This window comes from Altererythrobacter aquiaggeris, from assembly GCF_037154015.1.
Lineage (GTDB): Bacteria > Pseudomonadota > Alphaproteobacteria > Sphingomonadales > Sphingomonadaceae > Aestuarierythrobacter > Aestuarierythrobacter aquiaggeris.
On sequence record NZ_JBANRL010000001.1, the window covers coordinates 2,215,009 to 2,229,554 of the forward strand.

21 protein-coding genes are annotated in these 14,546 nt (G+C 58.4%); 9 read left to right on the top strand and 12 right to left on the bottom strand.

Annotated elements, in window-relative coordinates; translation table 11 throughout:
- Positions 1–6 precede the first annotated feature (6 nt).
- Together WFP06_RS10865 and WFP06_RS10870 are read left to right on the top strand one after the other, a co-directional pair.
- Entirely contained in the window at positions 7–1,092 is a 1,086-nt protein-coding gene (locus WFP06_RS10865; RefSeq protein WP_336987183.1) for a Zn-dependent alcohol dehydrogenase, read from the top strand.
- A gap of 10 nt (positions 1,093–1,102) precedes the next feature.
- Positions 1,103–2,170, top strand: coding sequence for a phosphotransferase family protein (locus WFP06_RS10870; protein ID WP_336987184.1), 1,068 nt, complete (start codon positions 1,103–1,105; stop codon positions 2,168–2,170).
- Here the strand turns inward: WFP06_RS10870 and WFP06_RS10875 are convergent.
- A complete protein-coding gene (locus WFP06_RS10875) occupies positions 2,167–4,509 on the bottom strand; it encodes a S8 family peptidase (RefSeq protein WP_336987185.1) in 2,343 nt (780 codons plus the stop codon). The genes WFP06_RS10870 and WFP06_RS10875 overlap by 4 nt on opposite strands.
- Before the next feature lie 204 nt (positions 4,510–4,713).
- On the opposite strand from WFP06_RS10875, the gene dapD reads away from it, so the two are divergent.
- Both dapD and WFP06_RS10885 read left to right on the top strand, forming a co-directional pair.
- The gene (gene dapD / locus WFP06_RS10880; RefSeq protein ID WP_336987186.1) at positions 4,714–5,553 is read left to right on the top strand and encodes a 2,3,4,5-tetrahydropyridine-2,6-dicarboxylate N-succinyltransferase; all 840 of its coding nucleotides are present in this window, start codon (positions 4,714–4,716) and stop codon (positions 5,551–5,553) included.
- Positions 5,554–5,642: 89 nt separating this feature from the next.
- A complete protein-coding gene (locus WFP06_RS10885) occupies positions 5,643–5,960 on the top strand; it encodes a hypothetical protein (protein ID WP_336987187.1) in 318 nt (105 codons plus the stop codon).
- Between the two features lie 8 nt (positions 5,961–5,968).
- Here the strand turns inward: WFP06_RS10885 and WFP06_RS10890 are convergent, their stop codons facing one another.
- Positions 5,969–7,225 carry a dipeptidase gene (locus WFP06_RS10890; protein ID WP_336987188.1) on the bottom strand — a complete coding sequence of 419 codons (1,257 nt, stop codon included), beginning with the start codon at positions 7,223–7,225 and terminating at the stop codon, positions 5,969–5,971.
- Positions 7,226–7,342: 117 nt separating this feature from the next.
- Here WFP06_RS10890 and WFP06_RS10895 point away from each other — a divergent pair, with 117 nt between their 5' ends.
- Both WFP06_RS10895 and WFP06_RS10900 read left to right on the top strand, forming a co-directional pair.
- A complete protein-coding gene (locus tag WFP06_RS10895; RefSeq protein ID WP_336987189.1) occupies positions 7,343–7,633 on the top strand; it encodes a DUF427 domain-containing protein in 291 nt (96 codons plus the stop codon).
- A gap of 34 nt (positions 7,634–7,667) precedes the next feature.
- The gene (locus WFP06_RS10900; RefSeq protein WP_336987190.1) at positions 7,668–8,087 is read left to right on the top strand and encodes a DoxX family protein; all 420 of its coding nucleotides are present in this window, start codon (positions 7,668–7,670) and stop codon (positions 8,085–8,087) included.
- Between the two features lie 6 nt (positions 8,088–8,093).
- Here the strand turns inward: WFP06_RS10900 and WFP06_RS10905 are convergent, their stop codons facing one another.
- The 4 genes from WFP06_RS10905 to WFP06_RS10920 all read right to left on the bottom strand — a co-directional run bounded on the left by WFP06_RS10905 (position 8,094) and on the right by WFP06_RS10920 (position 9,792).
- Positions 8,094–8,345: an SWIB/MDM2 domain-containing protein gene (locus WFP06_RS10905; RefSeq protein WP_336987191.1), complete on the bottom strand. Its 252-nt coding sequence runs from the start codon at positions 8,343–8,345 to the stop codon at positions 8,094–8,096.
- A gap of 47 nt (positions 8,346–8,392) precedes the next feature.
- On the bottom strand, positions 8,393–8,992 hold the full coding sequence (locus tag WFP06_RS10910) for a YbhB/YbcL family Raf kinase inhibitor-like protein (RefSeq protein ID WP_336987192.1): 600 nt from the start codon (positions 8,990–8,992) through the stop codon (positions 8,393–8,395).
- A gap of 241 nt (positions 8,993–9,233) precedes the next feature.
- Complete coding sequence (locus WFP06_RS10915) at positions 9,234–9,500, bottom strand: hypothetical protein (RefSeq protein ID WP_336987193.1); 267 nt, start codon at positions 9,498–9,500, stop codon at positions 9,234–9,236.
- Positions 9,501–9,585: 85 nt separating this feature from the next.
- Complete coding sequence (locus WFP06_RS10920; RefSeq protein WP_336987194.1) at positions 9,586–9,792, bottom strand: cold-shock protein; 207 nt, start codon at positions 9,790–9,792, stop codon at positions 9,586–9,588.
- Positions 9,793–10,026: 234 nt separating this feature from the next.
- Between WFP06_RS10920 and WFP06_RS10925 the strand changes: the two genes are divergently transcribed.
- Positions 10,027–10,515 carry a YaiI/YqxD family protein gene (locus WFP06_RS10925; RefSeq protein WP_336987195.1) on the top strand — a complete coding sequence of 163 codons (489 nt, stop codon included), beginning with the start codon at positions 10,027–10,029 and terminating at the stop codon, positions 10,513–10,515.
- Here the strand turns inward: WFP06_RS10925 and WFP06_RS10930 are convergent.
- Positions 10,512–10,715: a dodecin family protein gene (locus WFP06_RS10930; RefSeq protein WP_336987196.1), complete on the bottom strand. Its 204-nt coding sequence runs from the start codon at positions 10,713–10,715 to the stop codon at positions 10,512–10,514. The genes WFP06_RS10925 and WFP06_RS10930 overlap by 4 nt on opposite strands.
- A gap of 94 nt (positions 10,716–10,809) precedes the next feature.
- Here WFP06_RS10930 and WFP06_RS10935 point away from each other — a divergent pair, with 94 nt between their 5' ends.
- The gene (locus tag WFP06_RS10935; RefSeq protein ID WP_336987197.1) at positions 10,810–11,154 is read left to right on the top strand and encodes an Mpo1-like protein; all 345 of its coding nucleotides are present in this window, start codon (positions 10,810–10,812) and stop codon (positions 11,152–11,154) included.
- Here the strand turns inward: WFP06_RS10935 and WFP06_RS10940 are convergent.
- The 4 genes from WFP06_RS10940 to WFP06_RS10955 all read right to left on the bottom strand — a co-directional run bounded on the left by WFP06_RS10940 (position 11,132) and on the right by WFP06_RS10955 (position 13,389).
- Positions 11,132–11,560 (bottom strand): hypothetical protein, encoded by a 429-nt coding sequence (locus WFP06_RS10940; protein WP_336987198.1) that lies wholly within the window; start codon positions 11,558–11,560, stop codon positions 11,132–11,134. The genes WFP06_RS10935 and WFP06_RS10940 overlap by 23 nt on opposite strands.
- A gap of 45 nt (positions 11,561–11,605) precedes the next feature.
- Positions 11,606–11,761 carry a hypothetical protein gene (locus WFP06_RS10945; protein ID WP_336987199.1) on the bottom strand — a complete coding sequence of 52 codons (156 nt, stop codon included), beginning with the start codon at positions 11,759–11,761 and terminating at the stop codon, positions 11,606–11,608.
- Positions 11,762–11,943: 182 nt separating this feature from the next.
- On the bottom strand, positions 11,944–12,519 hold the full coding sequence (locus tag WFP06_RS10950; RefSeq protein ID WP_336987200.1) for a fasciclin domain-containing protein: 576 nt from the start codon (positions 12,517–12,519) through the stop codon (positions 11,944–11,946).
- A gap of 351 nt (positions 12,520–12,870) precedes the next feature.
- Complete coding sequence (locus WFP06_RS10955) at positions 12,871–13,389, bottom strand: hypothetical protein (protein WP_336987201.1); 519 nt, start codon at positions 13,387–13,389, stop codon at positions 12,871–12,873.
- Positions 13,390–13,498: 109 nt separating this feature from the next.
- On the opposite strand from WFP06_RS10955, the gene WFP06_RS10960 reads away from it, so the two are divergent.
- Entirely contained in the window at positions 13,499–13,951 is a 453-nt protein-coding gene (locus WFP06_RS10960) for a pyridoxamine 5'-phosphate oxidase family protein (protein WP_336987202.1), read from the top strand.
- 57 nt (positions 13,952–14,008) lie between these two features.
- Here the strand turns inward: WFP06_RS10960 and WFP06_RS10965 are convergent, their stop codons facing one another.
- Positions 14,009–14,335: an HPF/RaiA family ribosome-associated protein gene (locus WFP06_RS10965; RefSeq protein ID WP_336987203.1), complete on the bottom strand. Its 327-nt coding sequence runs from the start codon at positions 14,333–14,335 to the stop codon at positions 14,009–14,011.
- Between the last annotated feature and the right edge of the window lie 211 nt (positions 14,336–14,546).

Consider the following 14,546-nt stretch of genomic DNA (forward strand, 5'->3'; position numbering starts at 1 on the left):
GCATATATGAAGGGCGCCATACTCGAACAGGCGGGCCGGGGTCTGGTGATCGGCGATCTGTCGGTTGCCAAACCCGGCCCGCATGAAGTGCTGATCCGGACATCCGCCTGCGGCTTGTGTCATTCGGACCTGCATTTCATCGACGGGGCCTATCCGCACGCCATGCCCGCAGTTCCCGGGCATGAAGCAGCAGGGATCGTGGAGCAGGTGGGCAGCGAGGTCCGCACGGTCAAACCGGGCGACCATGTCGTCACTTGTCTATCGGCGTTCTGCGGTCACTGCGAATTCTGCGTCACCGGCCGCATGGCGCTGTGCATGGGCGGCGATACGAGGCGTCAGAAGGGTGACGGTTCCCGGCTGATGCGCGGCGCCGAGCCGGTAAACCAGATGCTCAACCTGTCCGCCTTTGCCGAACAGATGCTGGTGCATGAACATGCCTGCGTTTCAATTGACAAGGACATGCCGCTCGACCGCGCAGCAATTCTGGGCTGCGCCGTCACAACCGGCGCTGGAGCCATCTTCAACGCTTGCAAGGTGGTCCCCGGTGAAACGGTAGCCGTGATCGGCTGCGGAGGTGTGGGACTGGCTGTCGTCAACGCGGCAAAAATTGCCGGAGCGGGCCGGGTGATCGCTGTCGATCCGATGGCGGAAAAGCGCGCGCTTGCCGAAGTATTGGGCGCAACCGATGTGGTTGATGCCATGGCCGAAGATGCCGCAGCACAGATAATCGAATTGACCGGCGGCGGCGTGCATCACGCTATCGAAGCTGTCGGCAGGCAGGCATCTGCCGATATGGCGGTCAAGGTCTTGCGGCGCGGCGGCACTGCGACCGTTCTGGGCATGATGCCGCTCGATTGCAAAGTAGGTCTGGGCGCGATGGATTTGCTTGGCGGCAAGAAATTGCAGGGCGCGATCATGGGGATGAACCACTTCCCCGTCGATCTGCCGCGGCTGGTGGATTTTTACCTGCGCGGGCTGCTTGATCTGGACACGATCATTGCCGAGCGGATTTCGCTCGACCAGATTAATGCGGGTTTCGAAAAAATGCGCGGCGGACACAGCGCCCGCTCGGTTATTGTCTTCGACCAGTAAGGACTGCGCGATGGATTATGAGAAGGAAATGGTCGGCACTGTCGAAGTGCCCGAAAATGACCGTCTGGACGAAGCGAGGCTGACGCAGTGGATGGTTGCCAATGTCGAAGGCTTTGCCGGCCCCGTCACGATGACCAAATTCAAAGGCGGCCAGTCCAACCCCACTTACCGGCTCGACACGCCCGGTCAGTCATACGTCCTGCGCCGTCAACCGTTTGGCAAATTGCTGCCATCCGCCCATGCAGTGGACCGCGAGTACAAGGCGATGGCTGCACTTTATCCGACAGGCTTTCCGGTGCCGCGCGCCTATGGCCTGTGCGAAGACCCGGAAGTGCTCGGCTCGATGTTTTTCGTGATGGGTCTCGCTGACGGGCGGAGCCTGTGGGACGGCGCATTACCGGCATCAAATCCTGATGAACGCCGCGCAATCTACAATGCCATGATCGACACGATGGCCGACCTGCACATGACTGATCCCGCAACGATCGGGATGGGCGATTTTGGCAGACCGGATGACTATTGCGCGCGGCAGATTGCGCGCTGGACAAAACAGTACAGGCTCTCGGAAACAGAGACCATTCCGGAAATGGACCGGCTGATCAAATGGCTCCCGACCACAATACCGCCGCAGCACGCATCGGCGATCGCGCATGGCGATTACCGGTTGGATAATCTTATCTTTCACAAAACCGAACCCGAAATCATCGCGGTGCTGGATTGGGAACTATCGACACTGGGCGATCCGATTGCCGATTTTTCCTATCTGATGCTGAATTGGGTGAACGAGCCTGATGGCCGCGCAGGGATCGGCGGGCTGGATCACGCTGCACTGGGCATTCCGACTATGGCCGACGCTGTCGAGCGGTATGTCAAACGCACCGGTTTCCCCGTGCCACCGATGGACTGGTACTTCGCTTATAATCTCTTCCGTCTCGCGGGGATTATCCAAGGCATTAAAAAGCGCGTGATCGACGGAACCGCATCCAGCGCGCACGCCAAGACAATGTCCGAGCGTGTGGTTCCGCTTGTCCAGACTGCCTATAGCTTCGCGCTCAAAGCAGGTTTGAAAGAAGCCTAAAAGCCGCTCGACCAGCGAAGAGCCACACCCTTGTCATCGGGTGCGCCGGCAAAATGACCGGGCTCTTTGCGGTAGAAAAGACTGGCTGCACCGAAACCGCCCAGGACTTTGCCGCGCCAGGCTATTTCGCCCATAAGCTCGCGTCCTTCAGGGGCCAGCGAAAGTCGGCTTATGCCGTAAGCCGCTTTTTCGGTTGCGTAATCATACCCGACCGGTAGCTCGAGATTGAGACCGCCACCCACGACCCGAAGCGGCTGGGAGAGGCGGAAACCTAGCGAATCCGTCCGGCCGAACACGCCGCGTCGTTCAAGATCAAATGACCAACTGCGGCTGACGAATTCGGAGCCGCTAGTAATTACCCCGCCAGTTCTGGCACGCGAATAGCCTTGCCTCAGTGCTGCCCCCAAGCGCAAGCCATGGCCGATATCAAAACCCGCATTTGCGTCAAGAAACGCTGTTTGCGCTCCGCCCGCGCCCAAGGCATCATGGAAGCTGGCCCCGAGCACGGTCCGGGCTTCGGACAGAACATTCACGCCCACACTTGCATCGAACGCACCCCAGTCGCGGTCAATGCTCGCGCCGAAACTGCTGGCATCGTTACTGACCTGGTCCTGTCCGGCCAAGCCGGCCTGCCGCATCACATTTGCCGAATAAGTTTGGCCATTTTCGACATTGACGGTCAGGCCATATTTGCCGATCTGGCGGCGAACGGCCAGCGTCATGTCGGTGCCTCGCAGGAACCCCTCGTCACCCGTGGCCGATGCCGCAATCATAAAGGCGGGCCGATCCTGACCCTGGAGCTGTGCTACCAATCCGTCAGCGCCCTGCCTGAACGCAAAGCCTAGCTGCAAATCCGGTGCAATTTTAAAGGCAGCGCGCGCGGCCAGAATGCGGGCCTTTTCGGCATCGTCCTGCGATAATCTAAGCGAAGGCTCCCAATCCAGTCCGCCTGCCCGGCTGCCTTGGCTAAAGTTAAATGCCAGCGAGGCTGTCTCGTTGACGGAAGCATCACGGCGCCCCTGTATGCCAAGCGCCGGCGCCAGCGGCTGGCGGGCAGTTGCCGTGCGCAGATTCCGGCCGAAGTCATATTCAAACGCCCGTCCGTATTTATCCTGTACCAAGGTACCTATCAAAACGTTGGCGACCGCATCACCCATCGGGCCCGAAGTCGCACCTGTATTGTCGGCAAGCGCAAGCGCCATTGTTCCGCCTGCAAGTGCGGTCGTCCCCGAGGGTCTGAACGCGGCAGAAATGTCGAGAATTCCCCGGCCATAGAGGGCGTCCGCTCCTGCAGCGCCGGCATCGCGTGCGCTATTGAGCAAAATTTCGACGATCTGTGCGCCTGTCAGGTTCGGGAAAGCCTGCGCAAGCAAGGCAACAGCGCCCGATATCTGCGGCGCCGCAAAGCTCGTCCCTGAAAACACGTAAACAAATCGCGATCCGTCGGGGTTGGTTTCAATCAGAAGCTCGCCGTCTTTGTAAGTGCAGCATATCCCCTCGCCCAAAGCCGACAGGTATGATGCGCTCAGATCACCGGCCCGATTGCTGAAAGCCGATAAATTACCGTTATTGTCAACCGAGCCTGCAATGATGACATTCGTACCGCCCGCTTCCAGTAATCCGGCGCCGAACGGGTCGGGCTGGTTCGGATTGATTCCATCTTCGGTAGAATCGCCGTCATTTCCGGCGGCAACCACGATGACAACACCCGCCGCTGCAGCATTCCTGACTGCCCGGCGCACATTGGCATTAGGCATGGAGCCGCCTAGCGACAAGTTGATAACTGTTGCACCTGCGCTGACGGCGCGATCAATTCCCGCCGCGATTGCCGTGTCGGTAAAGGAACAGCCGTCCAGGGGGTCGGTGCTATCCACACCGCTGGCGCAGCTCCCCGGCTCGTCACCGCGCAAGGCCAGAATGGTGGCACCAAATGCAATCCCGACCACGCCTGTGTTATTCAGACCCGCCGCTGCAACCAGCGCGACATTTGTGCCGTGATCGTCTTCCGCATTAACCGTGATATTTGCGCCCACTACATTCGCTGACGCCGACGATAACCGGCCAGCAAATTCAGGACTATCGAGATCGATGCCGGTGTCGAAAATCGCAATCGTTTCGCCCTGCCCCGTCGCGCCGTTGTTCCATGCGGTTACCGCCCCGTGAAACGCCGGACCGTCAGATCGCCGATATTCCTGCGTATTGGTATTGACCGTGGTAATCACAGGCGTCGGTGCGGGGCTGGGTGCCGGAGTGGGTGCCGGAGTGGGTGCCGGAGCCGGAGCGGAAATAACCCCGCCGCCGCCGCCGCCGCCTCCGCAGGCCGATACAAGGGCCAACATAGCCACGCCCGCGCTCAATTTAACGCATGATACAACGCGGCGTTGACCAGACGAGGTCCGTTTATCCATGTGCAGTCCCTAACTTGTCGCGGGCTATAGCATCGACTTATTAACCCGCAGGTGAACGGCAATAACTTGTGGCAGGGCCGACTTGCGGTTAGCAGCGGTGCTCACGACCGACCATAGACCGGAGCCTTGCCCCACATGAACGATCAACTCTCTGCTGCCATCGAAACCGCCTGGGAAGATCGCGCGAATGTAAACCCTGGCTCTGAAGATGTGGCCGAAGTGGTTAATGAAGCGCTCGCAATGCTGGATAACGGCAGCGCCCGCGTTGCCCAGCCTGACGGCAACGGCGGCTGGCAGGTCAACCAATGGCTGAAAAAGGCAGTGCTCATGTCCTTTCGCCTGAATGACAACTCGGTGATGGAATACGGATCTGCCGGTACGCCAGCCTATGACAAGGTGCCGTCAAAGTTTGATGGTTGGGGCGAAAACCGCTTCCGCGAGGCCGGCTTCCGCGTTGTGCCGGGTGCCGTTGCCAGACACGGCAGTCATATTGCCAAGGGCGTTGTCCTGATGCCCAGCTTCATAAATATCGGTGCCTATGTCGATGAAGGCACCATGATCGACACTTGGGCCACTGTCGGCAGTTGCGCGCAAATCGGGAAGAATGTCCATATTTCGGGCGGTGCCGGAATTGGCGGCGTGCTGGAACCTCTGCAGGCGGGTCCGGTGGTAATCGAAGACGGCGCATTCATCGGTGCCCGCTCGGAAGTTGCCGAAGGGGTAATCGTGGGTAAAGGTGCAGTTCTTTCGATGGGCGTCTATCTTGGTGCTTCGACCAAGATTGTCGATCGTGCCACCGGTGAAATCCATGTCGGCAGAGTTCCCGACTATGCAGTGGTCGTGCCTGGCGCCTTGCCGGGCAAGCCGCTGCCGGATGGCACAGCGGGCCCGTCACTCTACTGCGCGGTGATCGTGAAGACCGTGGACGCGCAAACGCGGTCCAAAACCGCCATCAATGAATTGCTGCGAGACTAATGATCGCACTGCATCGCAGCGGAACTATGCTAGACTGCACTCGTAGTTCACGAATATCCGGATAGTTACATTTTTAGGAGATTACCGCCATGGAACGTAAAGGCGACGAAGTTCATCTTGAGACAGACGAAGCGCGCGGCGGCGAGAGCCAGGGCACGATGCGCTGGGTTCTGGGCGTGGGTCTGTTTCTGGCGATTGCTCTCCTTTCGATTATCTGGATCACCGGCGCTTTGACGCAGGACCCTGTCGAAAGCGAAGCAACAGTAAGCGGCAAGATCGAGGCTGCCAACGAATCCGGCGGCGATGGTACTGACGGAATAGTCTCCGATAATGCAGACGATCTGGAAACAGCGGTGCCGCAAACGGATGAAGCCGTGGGCACAATTGAAAACGAGACTGCCGAATAACGCAGGGTTCAGTCGGGCACGGGCGTCTCTATAGGTGCCTGTCCCGATTGCGACGCGGCGACGGCTTCGGCCGCTTTCAACACGCGCATCATGTTACGGCTCGAGATCATTTCCAACTCGGCCTGCGTATATCCGCGTTTGGCAAGCTGGGTGAACAACGCCGGGTATCCCGCGACATCTTCCATCCCGACAGGAACAGTCGGGATTCCATCATAATCACCGCCGATGCCAATATTGGCGATACCGGCGACTGACCGGATGTGATCGATATGATCGGCCATGTCGGATATATTGGCCCCGGGTTCCGGATTGGCCTGCGTCCACGCAGCCAGCGCCGTTTCCACCGCCCGGGGCTGGCCCTGCCACAAGGCTTCCAACCGCGCGTTTTCTGCTTGGTGACCGGCGTACCATTGCCGTGCCGCCTCGCTTAGAAAACCCGGATAGCCGACGACCATCACTATGCCGCCATTGGCGGGAAGGCGCGCCAAAACGCTATCCGGCACGTTTCTCGCATGGCCATTGACCGCGCGCGCACCCGAATGGCTGAAAATGACTGGCGCAGATCCTGCGTCCAGCGCATCGAGCATCGTTTTCTCGCTCACATGGCTGAGATCGACCAGCATCCCCAACCGGTTCATCTCGCGCACCAGATCTTTGCCGAAGTCTGTCAGTCCATCATGCTCGGGCTTATCGGTGGCGCTGTCGGCCCAGGGCGTGTTCTTTGAATGCGTCAATGTCATATAGCGCGCCCCAATGGCATACATCTGGCGCAGAACAGCCAGGCTGGAACCGATTGAATGGCCGCCCTCCATCCCGATTAGGGAAGCAATCTCGCCTTCAGCCAAGGCGCGTTCGACATCGGTTGAATCCAATGCCAGCGCCAGCCTGCCGGGATATTGCGCGATCAACCGCCGTGTCACATCGATTTGCTCGATTGTGGCGACCACGGCCTCAGGCTCGTCCAGATCGGCGCTGACGTAAACCGACCAGAACTGCGCGCCCACTGCTCCTGTTTTCAACCGTGCCAGATCAGTATGCATCGCCTGTCCGTTTACGTGGTCAGGCCCGGTCCCGGTCGTATCTTCGAAATCGAATTCGGACAGCATATTGCGGTAGCGTTCGCGCAATTGCATCGGCACGTCGTTGTGCCCGTCCCACACAGGTGCGGCTTCAAGTGCCGCTGCCGCCACTGCTTCGCCCGATTGGGCGGCGGCGGGCGATGTGATGACCAGCGTAAGCGCAAGTGCGGTAAAAACTGTCTTCATCGTCAGCAACTCCCGAATTGGCCGCGACTTGCGGGGAAACGTTCGTATTCTCGAGCGTATCTTTATCGCGTGGGCGTGCAACTGCAAATATGCCTGATTTTGATAGGAAGCGAAAACATGACCGTCGAAGCAAGTTGGAACGGCTGCATTATTGCTCGCAGCGATGACACGATTGTCGTCGAAGGTAACCACTATTTCCCGGATGACAGTGTCGATCAGGCTCTGCTGGAAAATAGTGACACGACATCATCCTGCCCCTGGAAAGGCACTGCGCATTATTACAACATAAACGCGGGCAATCAGGTGAACGCTGACGCGGCGTGGTATTATCCCCAGCCCCTGGAAAAGGCTTCCCACATTGCCGGTCATGTCGCATTCTGGAAAGGTGTGGAGATAAGCCAGGTCTGATAGAAACCGCCGGCTTGTTGCTCGGAGAGGTTGATTGCCAAGATTGGTAGCGCGCTGGGTACTAGCCTTGTTGTATGGCTTTGCCGGCTATGCCCACATTGCCATCCCTGCTGTTTTCCTGGCGATCACACCTGACTGGGTTCCCCTGAAATTACCGGTTGTAATCGGCACGGGATTAGCTGAGATTGCCGGCGCTGCGGCGCTGCTGCAACCTTGGTCACGCAATTTGCGGCGCTGCGGTGCGATCGGCCTTGCAATGTATGCCGTGTGTGTATTCCCTGCCAATATCAACCACTTCATGATGGATATGGCGCGCGCTGATGGCGGTGCGGGGCTGGTGTATCATGTGCCGCGTATGTTCGCGCAGCCAATGATAATCTGGCTCAGCCTGTGGGCCGGAGAGGTCCTTGACTGGCCCCTCCGGCTCCGCAGCCCCCTGTTTACAAGGGAATAGCTTTAATCAGGTGAGGTGCTTTGAAACAGCTGCCGTCATCTGAAACATCGAGATCTGGTCTTTGCCGATAACAGCGCCGAGTTTCGCGTCAGGATTGATTTGACGGCGATCGTTGCTGTCCTGCAGATCATGCTTCTTGATATGCTCCCAGACCTTTGACGTCACTTGAGCGCGGGTCATCGGACCTTTGCCAACAACTTCTTCAAGAGCCGGGGTAAGGGTTACGGGTTTGTTTAGCGCGTTGTTCTTTGCAGCCATTATTTAGTTCCTTTCTTCAATTCTGATGAGACAGGCGCAGGATAATATCATGCATCCTCCTCATCCTCCCATTTATCGTCTTCGAATTCGCTGCGTTTGTAAGTCCCCGTGAGGACGCTCGCAGCTATCACGTGGCCTTCCATCTCCTTGACCAATTGTGCACGGCTTGCACCGGGCATCAGGGTCAGCGGAAGGTCCAGCGCAAACAGTTGAAACACAAAATCATGGGCATCGCCATCCTGCGGCACTTCGGGTAGCAGCCATTCAGAATTTTTCTGGCTGTTCTTTCCGACCCGCGGCGGGGTCTCACCCTCAAGCAACATACCCTTCTGCGGTGCAAGTCCCCAAACCAGCCAATGGCAAACAGGCACCGCACCTGCCGAATGCGCATCTTCCACCACAATTGCGAGTTCCTGTGTGCCGGCCGGGGGCGCTGTCCATTCAAGCGGGGGCGCGACCGCATCTTCCTCGTCCGCGGTGAAGCACGGGTCGAGCGCTTCTCCATCGGCAAATGCCGGCGAGGTGAGCTGGAACCCACCGCGGCCAAGCGTATTCTCGCTCGCCAATGTTGCAACAGCAATCTGCCCCTTGCCGGGCGCGGATTTTTTCAGGGCTTTTGAAAGCCAGTTTGGTACCTGATCAGACATTGAGAGTCTTTTCGGCCCCTGAAAGGTGTTTTGCAACTCTGCCCATCCGTAAAATGGTGAGATATCAACCGGCATCAGGCGAAAATGCACATTTTTACGCCTGTCGGAGCAAAATCTGGCAAATTTTTGCGGACCCGCGCAGCGCGCAGACGGAATCGCCAAGGGCGATCCGCCTCACCTCGCTCCAAAAAATGGAGAGTTTAGGGAGAAAACCGGACTGATCCGGCCTCCTCCTGTCGCATCAAGTTGCGGCGGCGGCCGTTTCGGCTGTTTCAGCGGCTGCTGCGGCTGCTGCGGCGGCGCGGGCCTGTTCGGCTGCGCGGCGTTCAGCGCGGGCTTCGTCGGCAATCTTGCGTTCTTCGGCGGTACGCAAAACGCGCTCTGCCATGCTTCGCCAAGCGGCTTCTGACCGCAGGGCACGCTCTTTGACATTTTGCAGCGGCGCCTTGCGCGCTTCTTCGGCTGCTTCTTCGGCACGGGCTTCATAAAATTCGTATGTCTGGCTCATCGTGTGTCCGTCGATAAGATGATTGATGATATCTGCGCGGGGAGGAGTGACAACGCACTCCCCCCCGGCAGGCGAAATCGTAAACTTATGCCTGAGACAGGTTTACAGCCGATTCCTTGCCATTGCGGCCGGTTTCGACGTCATAAGAAAGACGCTGTTCTTTATCCAGCGTCTGCATGCCGGCGGCCTGCACTGCTGTGATATGTACGAAGCTGTCTGCTCCGCCATCTTCGGGCTGGATGAAACCATAACCCTTGTCTGCGTTAAAAAATTTAACTGTGCCGATAGGCATATTCCGTTCCTTTCAAGAACGTATCAATCCGGCTGCGGAAATGCAGCACGGGTAGTGCGTAAGGCCGTTTCGAGAAAGGAAGTCGTCGGTTTTAGCAAAGCCCGAAGGCCCTATTCACGTCGAAGTCCGTCGCAATTCCGACGTCAGCGCGACTCCATTAGCATGGTTGTGGATAAACGCCTAATTCTGCAGCAATCCTCGACTTATTGCCTGCCGGCAGGCAGTAATAAGGCGATGGGCAATCACAATGCGCTACATATTCTCGTCGATGCGGATGCATGTCCGGTAAAGGACGAAATTTACAAAGTGGCGCTGCGCCACCGGGTGCGGGTTAGCATTGTCAGCAATTCGCCGTTCCGTATTCCGGCCGATCCGTTATTCGAACGCATTGTGGTCAGCGACAGCTTCGATGCAGCCGACGACTGGATCGCCGACCACGCCGATGGGGGCAGTGTCGTCATCACCGCTGACATCCTGCTTGCTGATCGCTGTATTAAAAAAGGTTCAAGTGTTCTGGCACCTGATGGCAAGCCATTTACCGCCAATTCGATCGGGAGCGCTGTCGCCACGCGCGCAATAATGGCAGACCTGCGTGCCGGCGGTGATATCGTAGGCGGGCCCGCACCGTTTTCGAAAAGCGACCGTTCGCGTTTTCTTTCGGCGCTGGACGAGGTGCTGGTGCGCCTCAAGCGAACCAGCACCTCGTCGAAACCGGCGGTCTAGTCGTTAACGACGAAGGTAATTTTAAGCGTGCAACGCCATTCGGTGACTTCTCCGTCGGATACGGTGGCTTTGGTGTCTTTCACCCAAACGCCCTGAATGCCGTTGATTGTTTTGGAGGCCCGGCGGACGCCTTCGCGCACTGCATCTTCGATGCTCTTGTTCGACGAGGCAATGATTTCGGTTACTTTTGCGACTGACATAACATCTCCTGTAAGTGAGTTGAACAAGATCAACGGTCGGAAAGCCAGATCGTTCAAAGTTGACCGTAATGTTGGCGCAGGGCATCATACGATTATGCCTCGCCAACACACCACCTTTGCCGAATTCTGGCCGTTCTACCTGCAGGAACACAGCAAGCCGAGCACCCGCGCGCTGCATTATACCGGTACCTCGCTGGTCGTTCTGATCGCCGCCTTTGCTGTAGTGAGCGGTACCTGGTGGTTACTCGCCGCAATGCCGCTGGCGGGCTATTTCTTTGCCTGGATCGCGCATTTTACCGTCGAGAAAAACCGTCCGGCGACGTTTACCTATCCGCTGTGGTCGCTCGGCGCGGATTTCAAAATGTGGTGGCTGTGGCTGACCGGCAGACTGGCGCCGGAACTTCAACGTGCGGGCGTCACGGCGCCCGATCGCCGGTGAATGGCCGACTTGCGCTGTAAGCGCAGCCATTGCGGATATCCTGCGCGGAGAGCCACAGCGTCGCGGTGAACGGATAGGTCCGGTCGGACATCCCGTCGCTGCATTCCATTTCGCTTACCGTCAGCGTGAAGGGCCCGCCTGGCATCTCGCCCGACCATGACAGACCGCCCAAACCCTCCATCCGGGTGGCCGCGTAATCTGTGCCTTCGATGTCTTCCGGCGTAAAATAGGTGAATGTGCGCGCCGTCACTTCGCCGCCCCAGAACGGTTCGGTCCCGGTGAGGGTGATGGTTTCGTCCAGCGCAATACGCGATCCTGCTTCGACAGGTTCGGGCGTATCCGCCGCTTGGCAGGCCGTGAGCAGCAATGCGGCGATCAATGGCGCGCGGATGGTTTTCAGCATCATCAAACTCCCTCCGGTTTCAATGCCCGATCAGCAAATCGAGAAGGATCAGCCCTTCTTCTTGCCCTTGTGTTCGCCAATCAGCAGATCGATTTCTTCAATCCTGATGCGTTCCGGCGTTCCTTTGGGCAGGCCTTTCAGACGGCAGGTCGCCCACAGCTTCTTGCGCTCGGATTCCAGATTTTTCAGATAGAGATCGGCCATGGTGCTTCCTGATTTTTGGTTGAGCGTACCCTAGGCGATCAGCGCGCGCCGGAACAGCGCCGAAATTTGCCCGCCTGCTTTTGCGCGCCGATCCTGTCAGCGCCGCAGCGGGCCGGCGCCAAATAAAACGGGCGCCCCGGCTATCTGCCAGAGCGCCCGTCCTTATCAGCTTATTACCAATCTTACGAAGGCATCAGAACCGTGTCGATTACGTGCACTACGCCATTCGACGCAGCGATATCGGTTGCGGTTACAGTCGCGGTGTTACCGGCTGCATCCTTGAGCACGACGTTTTCGCCAACGACGCTCGCGGTCAGTTTCGCACCGTTTACGGTGGTCAGTTCGGCGGTGCCGTTAGCTGCGGTGATCGCTTCGGTCAGCGCTGCAGCCATCGTTTTGCCCGATACGACATGGTATGTCAGAATACCGGTGAGTGCATCCTTGCTTTCGGGCTTGGTCAGGTTTTCCAGCGTGCCGGCGGGCAGTTTGGCAAATGCTGCGTTGCTTGGTGCGAATACTGTAAACGGACCTTCGCCCGACAGTGTTTCGCCCAGGCCGGCTGCGGTCACGGCGGATACCAGCGTGGAGAAATCGGCGTTGCCCGATGCCACATCGACAATCGTCCCGGTTTCGGCCGCGGCAGGATCTACGGTTTCGGTTGCGGTTACTTCCGCATCAGTCGGGGTGGTTTCGGTTTCGGCACACGCCGAAAGGGCAAGTGCAGCGGTCAGAGCGAGGGGGAGAGTAAAATATTTCATCTGGATTCAATTCCTGTGCGTGTTTGATGGGACCATTCCCGCAGACAGACCGGATGCCCTGTAATTGGCCGGGGGTAATCTGCCGCATCAAATATCCGCAGCAATTGGCCGGACTGAATGGGGGGCGCAACCTGTCCTTCAGATGAACCAACTGGCGCCGTGCCAAGTGGTTCCAAAACATTCGACCAACCGCACAGGGTTACACTAGTGACACCGTGTAACTCTGCACCCGGTGCCGCATAAACTGCAGAATTCCGCCATTCAAAGCGCCATAGCGCGCCGGAAACCGCGCCGGACAAATTTGCGGGGTGACGCAAAAAACCGCATTCGGGCGTCCTGCGCGGCTCAGGCTCAGTCGCAATCCCCGCCATATTCGGGCAGATATCCGTCGTAATCGAGCTGCGGCGCGGCACCGCGTTCCACCGCCGCCACCAGATCATCGAACGACTGCGACTGCGCTTCTGCGGGCATGGCCAGCCGCCCGCCCGACTGGATCGGCCCGCGCCGCCCCAGCGCCATCAGCGCAACCGTCAGCCGTTCGTCAAACTTGCGGTATGACCCGACCTGCTCGCCCTTGAAAAATACCGGCATTTCCACCCCGTTCAGCGCGCGGCCCAGCGCCGCATGGGCCAGATTGTCAAACGAATGGTGGAAGGCCATGTCCCACCCCAGATCGAACGCCTGCCCTTTCAGTCTGGAACGCAACCGATACGCCGACTGGCGCGACATCCCGACACTGTGCGCTGCGGCGCTGACCGAATGGGTGGCGGATAATTGCCGCAGAAATTCCGCCTGCATGGCATCGGACCAGCGGCGGGTTTGCGGGGCGGGAATGATCGAGCGGCCCGATCGGGCGGGGGTGCGTGTCATCCGGCAGTATAAGGCAGAATTCGGCGGTGTAGGAAAGACTTACGCAGCCGCGCGGCGGGAACGCTAATCCGCCTGATGCGCTGGTATCATCAAAGGAAAGGCAAATTTCATGAGCGATAAATCAGTCAAACAGCACCTTGAACATATTGCAAAGGCGATGAAGGATATCGATTTTGCGATGCTCAACACGCACACCGCAAACGGCCAGATCGGTGCGCGCCCGATGAGCAATAACCGCCAGGTCGATTTCGACGGCGACAGTTATTATTTCACCTGGGAAGATTGCCGGATGGTGGATGATATCAAGGCCGATCCCAAGGTCGGCCTGTCGCTGCAAGGCGCGCCGTCACCCAAGGGCGCACCGGGCATTTTCATCTCGGTCGAAGGCAAGGCCGAAATCGTCCGCGACAAGGAAGCGTTCAAGAAGCATTGGGTGAAAGATCTTGAACGCTGGTTCAAGGACGGCGTCGATACCGAAGGGATGGTCATGCTGCACGTCCACGCCACCCGCGCCGCCTATTGGGACGGCGAGGATGAAGGCGATTTCGATATCAAGGGGTGAGAGTGAACGGCACTGGCGGGCGGGCCGGCGGCGCGCGCCTGCGGGGCGCGCCTGCGGTTAATCGGTAGGCACGCGCCGGTCGGCCTTTTCGAAATGGCGTGTGAGCCGCTGCGCCAATGTGTTTGCCGCCGTCCGCGCCGCCGCGTCGACATCGCCCGCCTTGCCAGTGACGCTCATCGGCTTTTCACCGCGAATGCGCGCTTCGATCATGCAGCTTTTGTCATCACCGCCACCCTTGCGGGCATTCTCGTCACTCACATGCACTTCCAGCCGGGTGAGCCGGTCCTCAAACCGCGCCAGCTTGTCCCGCACCTGCGTTTCGATGCGGCTGGCCACATCTTCGGTGCCCATGACGCTGCTGTCGGAATTGAACTGGAATTGCATTGGGTGTCTCTCTTTCATTGGTTGTTTTGTATCAACGAACGAGGCCCTCGCCGTATCCCCGAAATCGGGGGTTTTTGGGCGGTTTTTTCGAAGTGGTAGTGGCGTAGGAGAGAGGGAAACTAAGGGCCGTTTAACGAGATGCCGAAGGGAGAGCCATTCGGGCTACGTCTGCGTCCCCACATCAACTTATGCGTTAAATTTTGGGGCGTAT

Excerpts from the sequence above, each read along its gene's own strand:
- WFP06_RS10865 (WP_336987183.1), top strand. The coding sequence starts at position 7 with ATGAAGGGCGCCATACTCGAACAGGCGGGCCGGGGTCTGGTGATCGGC.
- WFP06_RS10870 (WP_336987184.1), top strand. The coding sequence starts at position 1,103 with ATGGATTATGAGAAGGAAATGGTCGGCACTGTCGAAGTGCCCGAAAAT.
- WFP06_RS10875 (WP_336987185.1), bottom strand. The coding sequence starts at position 4,509 with ATGTTGGCCCTTGTATCGGCCTGCGGAGGCGGCGGCGGCGGCGGCGGG.
- dapD (WP_336987186.1), top strand. The coding sequence starts at position 4,714 with ATGAACGATCAACTCTCTGCTGCCATCGAAACCGCCTGGGAAGATCGC.
- WFP06_RS10885 (WP_336987187.1), top strand. The coding sequence starts at position 5,643 with ATGGAACGTAAAGGCGACGAAGTTCATCTTGAGACAGACGAAGCGCGC.
- WFP06_RS10890 (WP_336987188.1), bottom strand. The coding sequence starts at position 7,225 with ATGAAGACAGTTTTTACCGCACTTGCGCTTACGCTGGTCATCACATCG.
- WFP06_RS10895 (WP_336987189.1), top strand. The coding sequence starts at position 7,343 with ATGACCGTCGAAGCAAGTTGGAACGGCTGCATTATTGCTCGCAGCGAT.
- WFP06_RS10905 (WP_336987191.1), bottom strand. The coding sequence starts at position 8,345 with ATGGCTGCAAAGAACAACGCGCTAAACAAACCCGTAACCCTTACCCCG.
- WFP06_RS10910 (WP_336987192.1), bottom strand. The coding sequence starts at position 8,992 with ATGTCTGATCAGGTACCAAACTGGCTTTCAAAAGCCCTGAAAAAATCC.
- WFP06_RS10915 (WP_336987193.1), bottom strand. The coding sequence starts at position 9,500 with ATGAGCCAGACATACGAATTTTATGAAGCCCGTGCCGAAGAAGCAGCC.
- WFP06_RS10920 (WP_336987194.1), bottom strand. The coding sequence starts at position 9,792 with ATGCCTATCGGCACAGTTAAATTTTTTAACGCAGACAAGGGTTATGGT.
- WFP06_RS10925 (WP_336987195.1), top strand. The coding sequence starts at position 10,027 with ATGGGCAATCACAATGCGCTACATATTCTCGTCGATGCGGATGCATGT.
- WFP06_RS10930 (WP_336987196.1), bottom strand. The coding sequence starts at position 10,715 with ATGTCAGTCGCAAAAGTAACCGAAATCATTGCCTCGTCGAACAAGAGC.
- WFP06_RS10935 (WP_336987197.1), top strand. The coding sequence starts at position 10,810 with ATGCCTCGCCAACACACCACCTTTGCCGAATTCTGGCCGTTCTACCTG.
- WFP06_RS10940 (WP_336987198.1), bottom strand. The coding sequence starts at position 11,560 with ATGATGCTGAAAACCATCCGCGCGCCATTGATCGCCGCATTGCTGCTC.
- WFP06_RS10945 (WP_336987199.1), bottom strand. The coding sequence starts at position 11,761 with ATGGCCGATCTCTATCTGAAAAATCTGGAATCCGAGCGCAAGAAGCTG.
- WFP06_RS10950 (WP_336987200.1), bottom strand. The coding sequence starts at position 12,519 with ATGAAATATTTTACTCTCCCCCTCGCTCTGACCGCTGCACTTGCCCTT.
- WFP06_RS10955 (WP_336987201.1), bottom strand. The coding sequence starts at position 13,389 with ATGACACGCACCCCCGCCCGATCGGGCCGCTCGATCATTCCCGCCCCG.
- WFP06_RS10960 (WP_336987202.1), top strand. The coding sequence starts at position 13,499 with ATGAGCGATAAATCAGTCAAACAGCACCTTGAACATATTGCAAAGGCG.
- WFP06_RS10965 (WP_336987203.1), bottom strand. The coding sequence starts at position 14,335 with ATGCAATTCCAGTTCAATTCCGACAGCAGCGTCATGGGCACCGAAGAT.